The 12,921-nt window shown below is 72.6% G+C and carries 10 protein-coding genes; 4 read left to right on the top strand and 6 right to left on the bottom strand.

The annotated features are described in order from the left end of the window. Positions 1 to 3 precede the first annotated feature (3 nt). The 4 genes from FRCN3DRAFT_RS0205005 (at position 4) to FRCN3DRAFT_RS0205020 (ending at position 5,113) form a co-directional block, all read left to right on the top strand. Positions 4 to 909, top strand: coding sequence for a carbon-nitrogen hydrolase family protein (locus tag FRCN3DRAFT_RS0205005; protein WP_007513054.1), 906 nt, complete (start codon positions 4 to 6; stop codon positions 907 to 909). Between the two features lie 102 nt (positions 910 to 1,011). Continuing rightward, positions 1,012 to 2,811, top strand: a complete 1,800-nt coding sequence (locus FRCN3DRAFT_RS0205010) for an NAD(P)/FAD-dependent oxidoreductase (RefSeq protein WP_007513052.1) — start codon at positions 1,012 to 1,014, stop codon at positions 2,809 to 2,811. Further along, positions 2,808 to 4,076 (top strand): MSMEG_0565 family glycosyltransferase, encoded by a 1,269-nt coding sequence (locus tag FRCN3DRAFT_RS0205015; protein ID WP_007513050.1) that lies wholly within the window; start codon positions 2,808 to 2,810, stop codon positions 4,074 to 4,076. The genes FRCN3DRAFT_RS0205010 and FRCN3DRAFT_RS0205015 overlap by 4 nt, the downstream gene beginning before the upstream one ends. A 152-nt stretch (positions 4,077 to 4,228) precedes the next feature. Further along, positions 4,229 to 5,113: an alpha/beta fold hydrolase gene (locus tag FRCN3DRAFT_RS0205020; RefSeq protein ID WP_007513048.1), complete on the top strand. Its 885-nt coding sequence runs from the start codon at positions 4,229 to 4,231 to the stop codon at positions 5,111 to 5,113. Positions 5,114 to 5,200: 87 nt separating this feature from the next. Here the strand turns inward: FRCN3DRAFT_RS0205020 and FRCN3DRAFT_RS0205025 are convergent, their stop codons facing one another. The 6 genes from FRCN3DRAFT_RS0205025 to FRCN3DRAFT_RS42695 all read right to left on the bottom strand — a co-directional run bounded on the left by FRCN3DRAFT_RS0205025 (position 5,201) and on the right by FRCN3DRAFT_RS42695 (position 12,533). Next, positions 5,201 to 6,091 (bottom strand): alpha/beta fold hydrolase, encoded by an 891-nt coding sequence (locus tag FRCN3DRAFT_RS0205025; protein WP_007513046.1) that lies wholly within the window; start codon positions 6,089 to 6,091, stop codon positions 5,201 to 5,203. Positions 6,092 to 6,169: 78 nt separating this feature from the next. Beyond that, entirely contained in the window at positions 6,170 to 7,501 is a 1,332-nt protein-coding gene (locus FRCN3DRAFT_RS0205030) for a DUF427 domain-containing protein (protein ID WP_051466145.1), read from the bottom strand. Between the two features lie 298 nt (positions 7,502 to 7,799). Continuing rightward, positions 7,800 to 8,999: a LacI family DNA-binding transcriptional regulator gene (locus FRCN3DRAFT_RS0205035; protein ID WP_007513042.1), complete on the bottom strand. Its 1,200-nt coding sequence runs from the start codon at positions 8,997 to 8,999 to the stop codon at positions 7,800 to 7,802. Beyond that, a complete protein-coding gene (locus FRCN3DRAFT_RS0205040; protein WP_007513040.1) occupies positions 8,996 to 10,438 on the bottom strand; it encodes a GH1 family beta-glucosidase in 1,443 nt (480 codons plus the stop codon). Before FRCN3DRAFT_RS0205040 ends, FRCN3DRAFT_RS0205035 begins: the two co-directional genes overlap by 4 nt. Beyond that, positions 10,435 to 11,364 carry a carbohydrate ABC transporter permease gene (locus FRCN3DRAFT_RS0205045; RefSeq protein ID WP_007513038.1) on the bottom strand — a complete coding sequence of 310 codons (930 nt, stop codon included), beginning with the start codon at positions 11,362 to 11,364 and terminating at the stop codon, positions 10,435 to 10,437. Before FRCN3DRAFT_RS0205045 ends, FRCN3DRAFT_RS0205040 begins: the two co-directional genes overlap by 4 nt. Continuing rightward, entirely contained in the window at positions 11,361 to 12,533 is a 1,173-nt protein-coding gene (locus tag FRCN3DRAFT_RS42695; protein WP_007513036.1) for a carbohydrate ABC transporter permease, read from the bottom strand. The genes FRCN3DRAFT_RS0205045 and FRCN3DRAFT_RS42695 overlap by 4 nt, the downstream gene beginning before the upstream one ends. Positions 12,534 to 12,921: the final 388 nt, after the last annotated feature.

The following is a 12,921-nucleotide window of genomic DNA, read 5'->3' on the forward strand; positions in this document are numbered from 1 at the left end:
GTCATGACCGTCACCACCATCGCCGTCGTGTCGGACTCCTTCGGGCGGGACCTGAACGAGTGCATGGGCACGGTCGCCCGGCACATCGAGACCGCCAGGGCCCGCGGCGCCCAGCTGCTCGCGCTGCCCGAGGCGGCCCTCGGCGGCTATCTGCAGGCGCTCTCGGCGGACGACGACCCGGGGCCGGTCGGCGACGCTCCGTTACTCGACCCGGACGGGCCGCAGATCGCCCGGCTCGTCGAGCTGGCCGGCGACATGGTCGTCTGCGTCGGCTACTCCGAGCGAGCCGGCTACCGCCGCTACAACAGCGCGGTCTGCGTCGGCGGCGGCAAGGTGCTCGGCCGGCACCGCAAGGTGCACCTGCCGCTGGCCGAGGTGGAGTCCTACGACGCCGGCGACCGGTTCCGCGCCTTCGACACCCCGATCGGCCGGATCGGGATGCTGGTCTGCTACGACAAGGCGTTTCCCGAGTCGGCGCGCAGCCTCGCGATCGCCGGCGCGGAGATCATCGTGTGCCTGTCGGCCTGGCCGATGTCGCGCACGCACCCGTCCGACGACCTTGCCCTGGACCGCTGGCGGTACCGCTTCGACGTCTACGACGAGGTGCGCGCGCTGGAGAACCAGGTCGTCTGGGTGTCGGCGAACCAGGTCGGGCAGTTCGGATCGTTGACCTTCGTCGGAAACTCCAAGATCGTGCATGCGAACGGTACCGTGCTCGCGGCGACCGGCGACGACCCAGGGATGGCCATGGCTCACGTGGACGTCGCGGAAGCGCTGCACGTCGCCCGCCGAAGCATGAACCACCTGCGCGACCGACGCCCCGACGCCTACGACACGCAGTGCCTGCTCGCCGGCGAACCGGTGCTGCGCCAGCCTTACGCGCGCGTCCCGCCGGCCCGCGCCGGCTGACCTCGCGGCGGGGCAGGCTGGCCCCGACTCACAGACAGCCCACAGCCCACAGCCCACGGCCACGGCCACGGCCGCCACGGCTACCAAGGAGCGAGGACCGCCATGCCCCGAGCGGCCGCCGAGCGCGTCGTCATCGCCGGCGCCGGCGCCGCCGGTCTGCTGGCCGCCATACTCCTCGCCCGGGCCGGCCGCCCGGTGCTGATCGTCGACCGGGACCCCGCCGCGGCCGGCTGGCCAGGCCTGTCCGCGCCGGGCGTCGGCACCGCCGAAATCCGGGCCGACCCACGGGCCGCGCTGCCCCGGGCCGGCGTGCCGCAGGCGCGGCACTCGCACGCGTTCCTCGCCCGGTTCCGCGCGCTGCTCGCGACCCGGGCTCCCGACCTGCTCGACGCGCTGCTCGCCGTCGGCGCACGCGAGATCCGGGTCGCCGAGACGGCGCCGCCGGAGATCCGCGCCGCGCTCGCCGCCGGCTGGCTCACGGGAGACCTCGACGACCTGGTCGTCCTCGGCTGCCGGCGGGCGCTGCTCGACGCGACGCTACGGGCCGCCGCGCTGGCCGAACCAGGCGTGACGATCCACGCCGGCCAGCGCGTCACCGGACTGCTGACCTCGCCCGCCGGCCCGTCCACGCCCGGTGGCCACGGCGGTGTGCCATGGGTACGCGGAATCCGGCTCGAAGACGGCGCCACCATCGAGGCCGACCTGGTGGTCGACGCGGGCGGGCGGCTCTCACCGGTGCACGACCTGCTCACGGCCGCCGGCGCGCCCCAGCCGCCCGAGCTCGCCGTCCCCTGCGGGATCACCTACTACTCCCGCTTCTACGCCCGCGGCGGCGACCACTCGTTCGCCACCGAGCTCAACCGGGGCCATACCGTCGGCGCCTCCTTCGACCGCTACTCCTGCCTGGTCTTCCCTGCCGACAACGACACGTTCTCGGTGACCTTCGGCGTCCTGCCCGAGGACGCCGAGATGCGGGTGCTGCGCGACGGCGCCGCCTTTGACGCCGCCGTCCGGGCGATCGACCTGGTCGCGCCTTGGCTGGATGGCAAGCCGGCCGCCGCCGGCAGCGGCAGCGGCAGCGGCAGCGGCAGCGGCGCAGGGTACTCGGGCCGCGCCGGTCGCGACCCGGACCGGGCCGCCGCGGGCACGGTGGTGCCGCTGGGACCGGTCGCCGCGATGGCGGGGCTGCGCAACCGGTTCCGGCCGTGGGTCGCCGACGGCCGGCCGGTGGCGCTCGGCGTGCTGCCCATCGGAGACGCCGCGCTGATCACGAATCCGGCGCACACCCGCGGGACGACGCTCGCCGCGCTCACCGCCTGCTGGCTGGTGGACGCCGTCACCGCGACGCGTGACCCGGGCGAGCGCGCGCTGCGGCTGGACGCCGCGCTGCGCGCGGAAGGCCTGCCCTGGTACCACGACTCCTGCGCGCAGGACGCCGCCCGGCTGGCCCGCTGGCGACCGCCCCCGCCCTCGCAGCCGCCCCTACCGCCGGCTGCTCGGTCAGCACCGCCGGTTCGGTCAGCACCGCCGGCTCGGCCGACACCGGCTGCTCGGCCGGCACCGCCGACGCAGCGGCGTCCAGACGAGTCGGACGCCGTGACGAACGGTGAGGCGTTCCTCGCCGCCGGGCGCGACCCCGTCGTCTGGCACGCGTTCACCCGCCTGCAGAACCTGCTCGCGATGCCGGCGGACCTGCTCACCGACCCGGACTTCGTCGCCCGGGTACGCGCCGTCCAGGCCTCCGGCTGGCGCCCACCGCAGGTGACGGGACCGAGCCACGACGAGCTGGTGGCGATCGCGCGGGCGGCGCTGATCCAGCCGGGCACCGACGGCGGTAGCCAGGCCTCCCGAATCGCCGACCTCGTCGCCGATCCGGGAGAGAGCCTTGGGCCGACGCCGTGAGTGGCGCCAGCCGGCAGCGCTCGCCGCGGATCGCGCTGTTGACGTACTCGACCAAGGCACGCGGCGGAGTGGTCGCGACGCTGTGCCTCGCGGAGGCGCTCGCCCGCGCCGGCCACCGGGTGGACGTGTGGACACTCGCCCGCGGCGGCGACGCGGGCTTCTTCCGCCCCGTCGACCCCGCAGTCCAGGTACGCGCGGTGCCGTTCCCCGATCGGGCGGCCGAGACCGTCGGGGAGCGGGTGCTGCGTTCGATCGACGTCCTCGGCGCGGCCTTCCGGGCCCACGCCCGCGGTGCCCCCGGTGCGGGTTCGGAAGGCCACGCGAGCGCCGGCGGGTACGACATCGTGCACGCACAGGACTGCATCAGCGCGAACGTCGTCCCAGACTGCGTTCGCACCGTCCATCACCTGGACAGCTTCACCACACCCGAGCTGGTCGCCTGCCATGAGCGGGCGCTGCGCCGGCCGTACGCCCACGTCTGCGTGTCCGCGGCGGTCGCGGCGGAGCTGGCCGAGGGCTGGGGCCTCACCGCGACGGTGATCCCGAACGGTGTCGAGGCTGATCGGTTCGCGGCCGCCGCGGCGGAGAGCCCGACCGCGCGGGCGGCCCGCGCCGCGTGGCGCGACCGGCTCGGTCGTTACGTCCTCGCGGTCGGCGGGATAGAACCGCGCAAAGGCACCCTCGACCTCGTCGAGGCGATGGCGCTGCTGCGCACGGCCACCGCACCGGCTCTGGTGATCGCGGGCGGGGAGACGCTGTTCGACTACCGCGACTACCGGGCCCAGGTGCTGGCGCGGGCGGTGGAGCTGGGCGTGGAGCCAGTGCTGCTCGGCCCCGTGCCGCACGACGAGCTGCCCGCGCTGGTCGCCGCCGCCGACGTGTTCGCCTTCCCGTCCGTCAAGGAGGGCTTCGGCCTCGCGGCGATGGAGGCGCTCGCCGCCGGGGTGCCTGTCGTGACCAGGGACCTTCCGGTGCTGCGCGAGGTGTTCACCGGCGCCGTCCGCTTCGCCGCGACCCCGGCGGACCTGGCCGCCGAGCTCGCCGCCGCCCTCGCGGGGCCGGATCAGGCCCGCCGCGCCGCCGGCGAGGCGCTCGCCGCCCGGCACAGCTGGGACCAGGCCGCCACCGCCCATGTGGATCTCTACCGCGGGCTGCTGGCCCAGGGGATCCCGCGCCGCGCCCCCGGCCAAACAGGACCGGTCCGCGCGAATGGGGCCATTGGTCACCCAGGCCCGGCCGTCCAGCCCGCGGAGCATGCGGAATAGAAGAGCGGCAGTCCCGATCAGCTTTTCGGCCAGGTTGACCATGCCTTGTCGGCGTTACGCTGGCCAGGCAGGATAGGTCGGTCCGACTACACCAGGACCACGGGCCACAAGCCACGCGGGCAGCCGACGAGCCGAATGGCGGACAGCGGGAGATGGACGAGGAAGCACCGTTCTGGTTCGACCATGCGCTGGACGACCGGCCGGAGTACTTCGAGGTCGAGGTCGAGGGCGCGCGGATCAGCTACCGGGGCTGGGGCGCGCCGGACCTGCCGGCGATCGTGCTCGTACACGGCGGTGCCGCGCACGCCGGCTGGTGGGACCACATCGCTCCGCTGATCCCGGACGAGTACCGCGTGGTCGCGCTGGACCTTTCCGGGCACGGCGACAGCGATCGCCGCGACGACTACACACTGTCCACCTGGGCCGCCGAGGTGGTCGGCGTGATCGACGACGCCGGCATCGCCTCGCCGCCGATCGTCATCGGGCACAGCATGGGCGGCTGGATCTCGATCACGACGGCCGCCGAGCACCCCGACCGGGTCGCCGGCATCGTGCTGATCGACTCTCCCGTCAGCGAGTACACCCCGGAGGAGCGGGCGGCCCGTGACCGGACCGCGTTCGGCCCGTTGCGGGTCTACGCGACCGTGTCGGAGGCGCTGGCCCGGTTCCGTACCGTGCCGCAGCAGACGCACACCCTGCCGTACGTGATCGAGCACATCGCCCGGAACTCCATCGGCTCGGTCGAGGGCGGCTGGACCTGGAAGTTCGACCCGAACGTGTTCGGCAACCGGACGCCCGCGCCCGAGGTGCTGCACAAGGTGCACTGCCGGGTCGCCCTGTTCCGGGCCGAGAACGGCCTGGTCACGCACGACATCGGCGGGGAGATGTACAACCTGCTGGGCCGGGTCGCGCCGGTGATCGAGATCCCGCTCGCCGGCCACCACGTGATGCTCGACCAGCCGCTGCTGCTGGTCACCGGCATCCGCACGATCCTCGCCGACTGGGAGCACTCCTCCCCCCAGGAGCGCACCGACTAAGCCCCGATTCGAGCCGGGCAGCCGGGCAGCCGGGCAGCCGGATCCCCGTCAGCCCAGGGTTTTGCCTCGCGCCCCGGGCTCTTCCTGTCACCCCAGGGTTTCGGCCGCCCACTGGCGGAGGGTGGGGGCCAGCAGGGGCCAGCGGACGAAGAGGCCTCCGGCCGTCGCCATCTCGGCCTGGCGCTCGAGGTACTCGCGGTCGCCCCACGGTGGCTCGACGAGGCGCGCGCCCGGTAGCAGGTCGGCCACCGCCTCGGAGGTGGCACGCGGGTGGAACGGGTCGCTCACGCCACCGCGGAAGACCAGCGCCGGGACCTTGATCGAGCGGGCGGCGTCGTCGGGCAGGCCGGGAATCCGCTCGTCGGGCCGCGGGCAGTATGCCGACATCCAGCGCTGCAGGGTGGCGACGAACTCGTCGCGGTCCGCGTCGAGGATCCGCTGACGGTTGTCCGGGGTGGCGGCGATGGTCCCGGCCCAGTCGGGCAGGTCGGCAACGGCGGCCATGTCCCGCGTCCAGGCGGTGGTGATGCTGGCGGTGTAGTAGACGTTGCCGAGGATCATCAGGCCCATCGGGCCGCCGCTGATCCACCAGAGCGCAAGGCCGGCGGCCACCTCCGGGTGCCGAGCCGCGGTGAGTAGCGAGACGCGGGTGCCGACCGTCGCCCCGGTGAGCACCGCCGGGCCCAGGTCGAGGTGCGTGAGCAGCGCGGCCAGGGTGTCGGCGTGCAGCTCCGGCTCGCTCGGCCCCTCGAAGCAGACGTCCGACTCGCCGCAGTTGGGCCGGTCCCAGCTGAGCACCCGGTCGCCCTGGGCCGCCAGCGCCTGGGCGAGCTCGCGCACCCCCGGGGTCTCCTTGGTGAAGCGCCCGCCGGTGGTGATCACCCATAGCCGACCCTCGCCGACGCCGACGCCGACGCCGCCACTGCCGCCGACGAGCTCGTAGGCGATCCGCAGCCCGTTGACCCGCGCGTATGCCACTGCCACCTCTTCGAGAACGGTTCGCCGGTCCGAGGCCGTCGCCGGGCCCGAGAGCCGGGTCGGGCGACGGGAACGGCGTCAGATCGCTGTTCGGTCGTCCAGCCGCCGTCCGGCGGCGATGCCGCGGGCCGTGGCATCGACCGAGAACGACGCGACCAGCGCGCCGTCCTCGGTGTACACCCGGCACTCCGAGTGAGTCATGCCGTCACCGGCGAACGTCGAGTGGTGGTGGTACCGCAGCCACCGGTCCGCCCGGATGTCGGCGTGCAGCGAGAGGGAGATCGCGTTGATGCCCATGGAAAGGGTGCGATGGGCCTGGTCCTGGCCGATCCCGGCATGCGGGCGTAGCGCGGCGGCGATCGAGATGTGCCCGGTGAACTGCGCCAGCAGGCCGGCGTGCAGCGCCGGGTCTGCCGGCACGTCACGGAAGCGGAGCCAGGTGTCGATGACGGGCGGTCCGACCGGCGCGGCCGAGTCGTTGTTGTACGCCGCGTCGACCATGCGCAGGTCCCGCCCGGTGACGGACATGTCGTAGGGCTCGCTGTCGTACGGGCCGGCGGCGGGCGGCGGCGGCGCCTCATGCCGGACGACGTCGGGAGCGGTGACGTCGAGGAACAGGGTGCCGCTGGCCCGGCGCTTCCCGGCCTGGTTCACCTGTACGCCGAGGGTGCTGAACGTCCGTCCCGAGCTGAGCTCCTCGAGCTCGAACTCCAGCGGGAGGTTGGCATCGGCGACCCGGTAGACGACCAGATGCGCCGACACGACGCGCCGCCCGCCGGCGTGCCGCATCGCGGCGACCACCGCCTGGCCGAGGATCTGGCTGGCCTCGACGACGGCACGCCCGGGGTTAGGCCGAATGACGCTGACATAGCGGCCTTCGCCGGCGGCCCGTAGGTCCATGATGTCGATCAGGTCGGCGGCATCACCCCAGGTGGGGAACCGCTTGATGGTGGCGTCGCGGGGGTCCTCGCCGGCCACAGTGTCGACCAGTTCGACGCGCACCCGGTCATGGTCGAATGCCGCCAGATCGGCCAGCCAGTCGAGGCCAGGAGCCGGCTCGGTGAAGGTCCATAGCGCGTCACGGCCGTCGACCAGGCCGTCGTCCGCGTCTTCCTCTGGAGCGTGCCATTCGGCGACGGGTGCCGCGGCCTTGCCGTCGAGGGTCCACAGCTCGCCGGAGCCCTTGACCGGGCAGGTCACTCGGCGGCCCTCGTCCTGCAACATGTCGAACCGCACATCCGCGCGCGGGAAGTACAGGGTCGGCGCCTGTCCCGGCTCGCGAACCCGCACCGCCGCCACCGATTCGGCGACCAGCCGGTCCCCCCACCACGCCCTGGCCCGATAGGAACACGGAGAGTGTTCGACGACCGACTCCACACCTGGTTCGGCCGCGCTTGTGACTGGCTGCACGATCCGGAGCGTAATACTCCATTGCGGTACACGCCCGTTCTCGCAAGACCGCGGAGCCACCGCACGCCCGAGCACCCTCCGTAGTTATCTGCGTACGGCTGTACGGGCCGCTGAGACCCGGAAAACACCCTCCCGATATGGAGGCAAGGGTCCGTCGCGCCAGCCGACGGGCGAACTGTGGCATCTAACAAAGCCAATAGACACACCCATCTGCCACACTCCCGACCCCTGCGGCCGAAGTGTGGTGGCTCCGCGTGTCCATAGGCTTGGCCAGATGCCACGCATCGACGTCTGGCGGTCAGGCGGAGTCGCGGGTGACCAGGGCGGTGGGGAGGATGACCTCGGTCGGCTCGGCGAACGGGTCCGTGACCCGCTCCAGCAGCAGCCGGACCATCTCCTGGCCCATCAGCTCGACCGGCTGGCGGACGGTGGTCAGCGGCGGGTCGGCGTACGCGGCGAACGCGGCGTCGTCGAAGCCGACCACGGCGATGTCGTCGGGGACACGCCGGCCGGCCTCCCGCAGCGTGCGCAGCGCGCCCATGGCCATCAGGTCGGAGGCCGCGAACAGGGCGTCGATGTCCGGGTGGTCGGCGAGCAGCCGGGCGGCGGCCCGCCGCCCGCTCTCCTCGGTGAAGTCACCGACGGCGACCCGCCCAGCGGACAGCTCGTCGCCGGCCTGGCGGACCGCCTCGGTGTAGCCGCGCAGCCGGTCGATGCCCACGCTCATGTCCGACGGGCCGGCGATCGTCGCGAGCCTGCGCCGCCCGGCGCCGAGCAGGTAGCGCGCCGCGTCGCGGGCGCCGCCGACGTTGTCCGCGTCGACGTAGTCGACGGGGTTGCCGGCGAGCAGCCGGCCGGCCATCACCAGCGGTACCCCGGCCGCGGTGATGGCGTTCGGCATGATGTCGTCCGCGTGCAGGGAGATCAGCAGCACACCGTCGACGTGGCCGTTGCCGACGTAGCGCAGCGCCCGGTCGCGCTGCGCCTCGCCCTGGGCCTGCAGTAACACGAGCTGGAAGTCGGTAGGGCTGAGCGCCTGGTTGACGCCGCGCAGCACACTGGCGAAGAAGGGGTCGGCGAACACCGTGTCCGGGCGCTCGTGCACGATCAGCACAAGCGTGTCCGTCCGGCGCGTGACCAGGCTGCGGGCAGCGCGGTTGGGCACATAGCCCAGCTGGGCGATCGCCGCGGTGACGGCTGACTGCGCCTCCGCCGACACCCGCGAGGACCCGTTCACCACCCGGGAGACGGTCGCTCGGGAGACCCCGGCCAGCTCGGCGACCTCCTCGAGGGTGGGCGCGCGCCGCGGCGCCACCACCCCTGCCGAGTTCGCTCCCGGATCGGCGGAGTCCTGGGCTTCTCGGGAATCGGTGCCGCCGATCCGGGGGTCTGGCCGGGAGGTCTGGGCCACGGCGGTGGCTGGGGTCGTTCCCCGCTCGGCTCCGCCGATCGGGGAGGTCCGCCAGGAGGTGCCGGGTTGGGCGTCGGCAGCAGTCACAGGGTTCCGTTCGCGGCGCGGTGCTCTCGGATGAGGCGGGAGTACCAGAGCGCGCTGGTCTTCGGGGTGCGGACGAGGGTATCGAAGTCGACGTGGATGACGCCGAACCTCATCTTGTACCCCTCGGCCCATTCGTAGTTGTCCAACAGCGACCACACGAAGTATCCCCGCATGTCAACTCCGTCCTGGATAACCTCGCGCACCACGTCGAGGTGCAGCGCGACGTACCGAAGCCGCTCCGGGTCGGGCACGCTGCCGTCGGAGGCGGGTTCGTCCAGGTAGGCGGCGCCGTTCTCGTGCATGTACCAGGGGGTGCCCGGGTAGTCCGCGGCAAGCCGGCGAAGCAGGGCGGCGAAGCTGCGCGGGCGGATCGGCCAGTCCAGTGCGGTCACGTCCTGCGTCGACTTGACCCGGGTCAGGTTGTCGGCGGCGACGAAGGGAATCGGCGTCGGATCCGGGTCGGGACCGGAGACGACGATGTGCGGGGAGTAGTAGTTGACCCCGACCCAGTCGATGGGCGCCGCGATCCGCGCCAGGTCGCCGTCCGCGATCGGCAGCTCGGCGCCCACCTTGGCGAAGTCGGCGATGACGTCGGGCGGGTACGAGCCGCGCAGCAGCGGGTCGAGCCAGAGCCGGATCGACTGGCCGTCGACGAGACGGACCGCGTCGCGCGCCGCCGGCGAGTCCTCCGGGGACTCCGCCGGGATGAGGTTGAGCGTGATCCCGACGTCGGCGACGCCGCGGGCGCGCAGCGCCTCGACCCCGAGCGCGTGCCCGAGCAGCAGGTGGTGCACGGAGCGGACGGCCGCATGGGCGCTCTGCACCCCGGGCGCGTGCCGGCCGGTGAGATGGCCCTCGAACGCCGAGCACCACGGCTCGTTGAGCGTCGACCAGTGCTTCACCCGATCGCCGAGGGCGGTGGCGACATGGTCGGCGTACTCGGCGAACCGGTAGGCCGTCTCCCTGTTGGCCCAGCCGCCCAGGTCCTGCAGCGGCTGCGGCAGGTCCCAGTGGTACAGGGTCAGCCAGGGGTCGATCCCGGCGCCGAGCAGCTCGTCGACGAGCCGGTCGTAGAAGGCGAGCCCCGCCGGGTTCACCGGGCCGGATCCGGTCGGAACGACGCGCGGCCAGGCGACCGAGAACCGGTAGGCGCCGAGACCAAGCTCGGCCATCAGCGCCACGTCCTCGCGGTACCGGTGGTAGTGGTCGACGGCGGGATCACCGCTCTCCCCGCCGCGGGTCTTGCCGCGGGTGCGGGCGAACGTGTCCCAGATGCAGGGGCCGCGGCCGTCCTCGCCCGTCGCGCCCTCGATCTGGTAGGACGAGGTGGCCGCGCCCCAGACGAAATCCCTGGGCAGGCCGCCGGCGATCCGCGCCGCCAGTTCGTCGGTCTCGGGCAGACCGGTCGCGCCGGTGGCCGAGGCGGTGCTGATAGTCATCCCTTGACCGCGCCTTCCATGATTCCACTGATGATCTGACGACCGAATACTGCGAAGATCAAAAGAACGGGCAGGGTGCCGAGCGCCGTGCCGCCCAGGACGAGGGTGTTGTCGCGGTAGTAGCCGGCGGACAGCGTGCTGAGTGCGACCTGCACGGTGGGGTTCTGCGGCGACAGGACGATGAGCGGCCACATGAAGTCGTTCCACGCCTGCATGAAGGTCAGCAGGCCGAGCACCGCCATCGCGGGACGCAGCCCGGGCAGGACCACGTGCCAGTACAGGCCGAACGTGGAGCAGCCGTCCATGCGGCCCGCCTCGAGCAGCTCGTCGGGGATGGCCTGCTCGGTGTACTGGCGCATGAACACGACACCGAACGCGGTCACCGCCGTCGGCGCGATCACCGCGATCAGATGGTTCGCCCAGCCGAACTTCTGCATCTCGATGTAGAGCGGGATGATCCCGAGCTGGACAGGCACCATCATCGTGGCGATCACGATGGCGAGCAGCGCGCCCCGCCCGCGGAACCGCAGCTTGGCGAACGCGAACCCGGCGAGCGAGCAGAAGAACAGCGTGCACAGCGTGATCGAGCCGGCGACGACCAGCGAGTTGACCAGCGCCTTCTCGAACTCCACGGTGTCGAAGACCCGGCGGGCGTTCTCGATGAAATGGCCGCCGGGGAGGAACGGTGGCGGCATCTGTCCGACCACGTCGTTCGTCCGCGACGGGATCATGAAGGTCCAGTAGACCGGGAACGCCGAGAGCAGGACGACGACGATGAGGAACGGGTAGCGCCACAGCCCGCGGCGCTCGTCCTCGGCGGTGGGCGGCGGCGTCGACCGCCCCAGCCGGCGCCGACCGCCGGCGTGACCCGCCGCCTCGGCGGAGTCCGGGCCGGCGCCGCCGGCCTTGTCGATCGTGACGCTCATCGGAGCCCTCCCGGCGTGCTGTCGTCGTCCGCCGTGGTCGGGGTCGGGGTTGGAGCCGGAGCGACCGCCGGGACCGGGGGCGAGGCCGAGGCCGAGGCCAATGTCGCGGAGGCGGCCGGCGCGGCAGCGCCAGCGGCGGGCTTGCGGGACGCGAGACGCCGTCCGCCGCCGCGCCCGGGGTGGCGAGCGGCGCCGATCCGGGCGCCCCCGCGGGTGAGGAAGTACGCGAACGCCGCGAGGATCACCGTCAGGAGGAACATCAGCCAGGCGACGGCCGAGCCGTAGCCGAAGTGCCGCAGCCGGAAGCCCTCCTCGTAGAGGAACAGCGCGAGCGTCTGGAACTGGCGGTCGGTGCCGCCGCTGACGCTTCCCGGCGAGATGTCGAACAGCAGCGGCTCGGTGAACAGTTGGATCTGCCCGATGAGTGACACGAGCGCTGTGAAGGCGATCGTCGGGCGCAGCGCCGGCAACGTCACGTGCCAGAGCTGCCGCCAGGTGCCGGCGCCGTCGATCGCCGCGGCCTCGAACTGTTCCTTCGGGATGGCCTGCATGGCGGCCAGGTAGATCAGCGCGTTGTAGCCCGTCCACCGCCAGACCACCATCATCGCGATGGCGATCTTCGAGGACCACTCGCCGGCCTGCCAGTCGACGTTGTCGACGCCGACCAGGCCAAGCAGCCAGTTGAACAGGCCGAAGTCGCGGCTGAAGAGCTGGCCGAAAACGATCGTCACCGCGACGATCGACGTGATGTTGGGCAGCAGGACGCCCATCCGGAACAGCATCCGGCCGCGCAGCCGGGCGTTGAGGATGTGCGCCATGATCAACGCGAGCGCCAGCTGCGGCACGGTGCACAGCAGCATCAGCTCGAACGTGTTCTTGACGGCGTTCCAGAAGAACTCGTCGTGCAGCAGGTCGGTGTAGTTGCGCAGCCCGATCATCTTCGCGTCGTGGGGCCGCAGCAGGTCACGGTCTGTCAGCGACACCCAGAACGTGTAGGCCATCGGGAAGAGCCCGAACACGAGAAAGATCATGAAGAACGGCGCGACGAACCCATAGGGCGCCGTCACTCCGGTCACCCGGCGGATCGCGGACCGGGCCGCGCCCGACCGGCGCGTCGGCCGTGGCGACGGAGCGTCCACCTCGGACGCCGGGGGTGCTGTGATGGTCACCGGGTCTCCTCCCGCCCGATCGCACGGCTGGTCGATGGCTGGTCGATGGCTAGGGCTGGTCGGTGGTCACGGGCTCACGGGCTGGGCCGGACGGCGAGCTTCGCGCGCCCGGAGCCCGAACCCGGCCAGGGTCAGGGCCAGGGCCAGGGGGACGGGATACTGGCGTGGCCCGGGCCCCACGGAGACCCGGGCCACGCGCCGGACTTCGCCGATGGCGGCGAACTTTCCGGTCTTGAGCAGCAGCTCCGTGGGAAGCGGCTGCCCGGGGCCCGATGGACGGGAAGCCCATTCGGGGGGCCGCGGCCCCGGGCAGCCGGTCTGGGGGTCGGGCCACGCCGCCGACGGTGGCGCGGCCCGACCTTCCAGGAGATCGTCGATCATTAGCAGG

Origin of the sequence: Pseudofrankia saprophytica (assembly GCF_000235425.2) — a bacterium.
GTDB lineage: Bacteria > Actinomycetota > Actinomycetes > Frankiales > Frankiaceae > Pseudofrankia > Pseudofrankia saprophytica.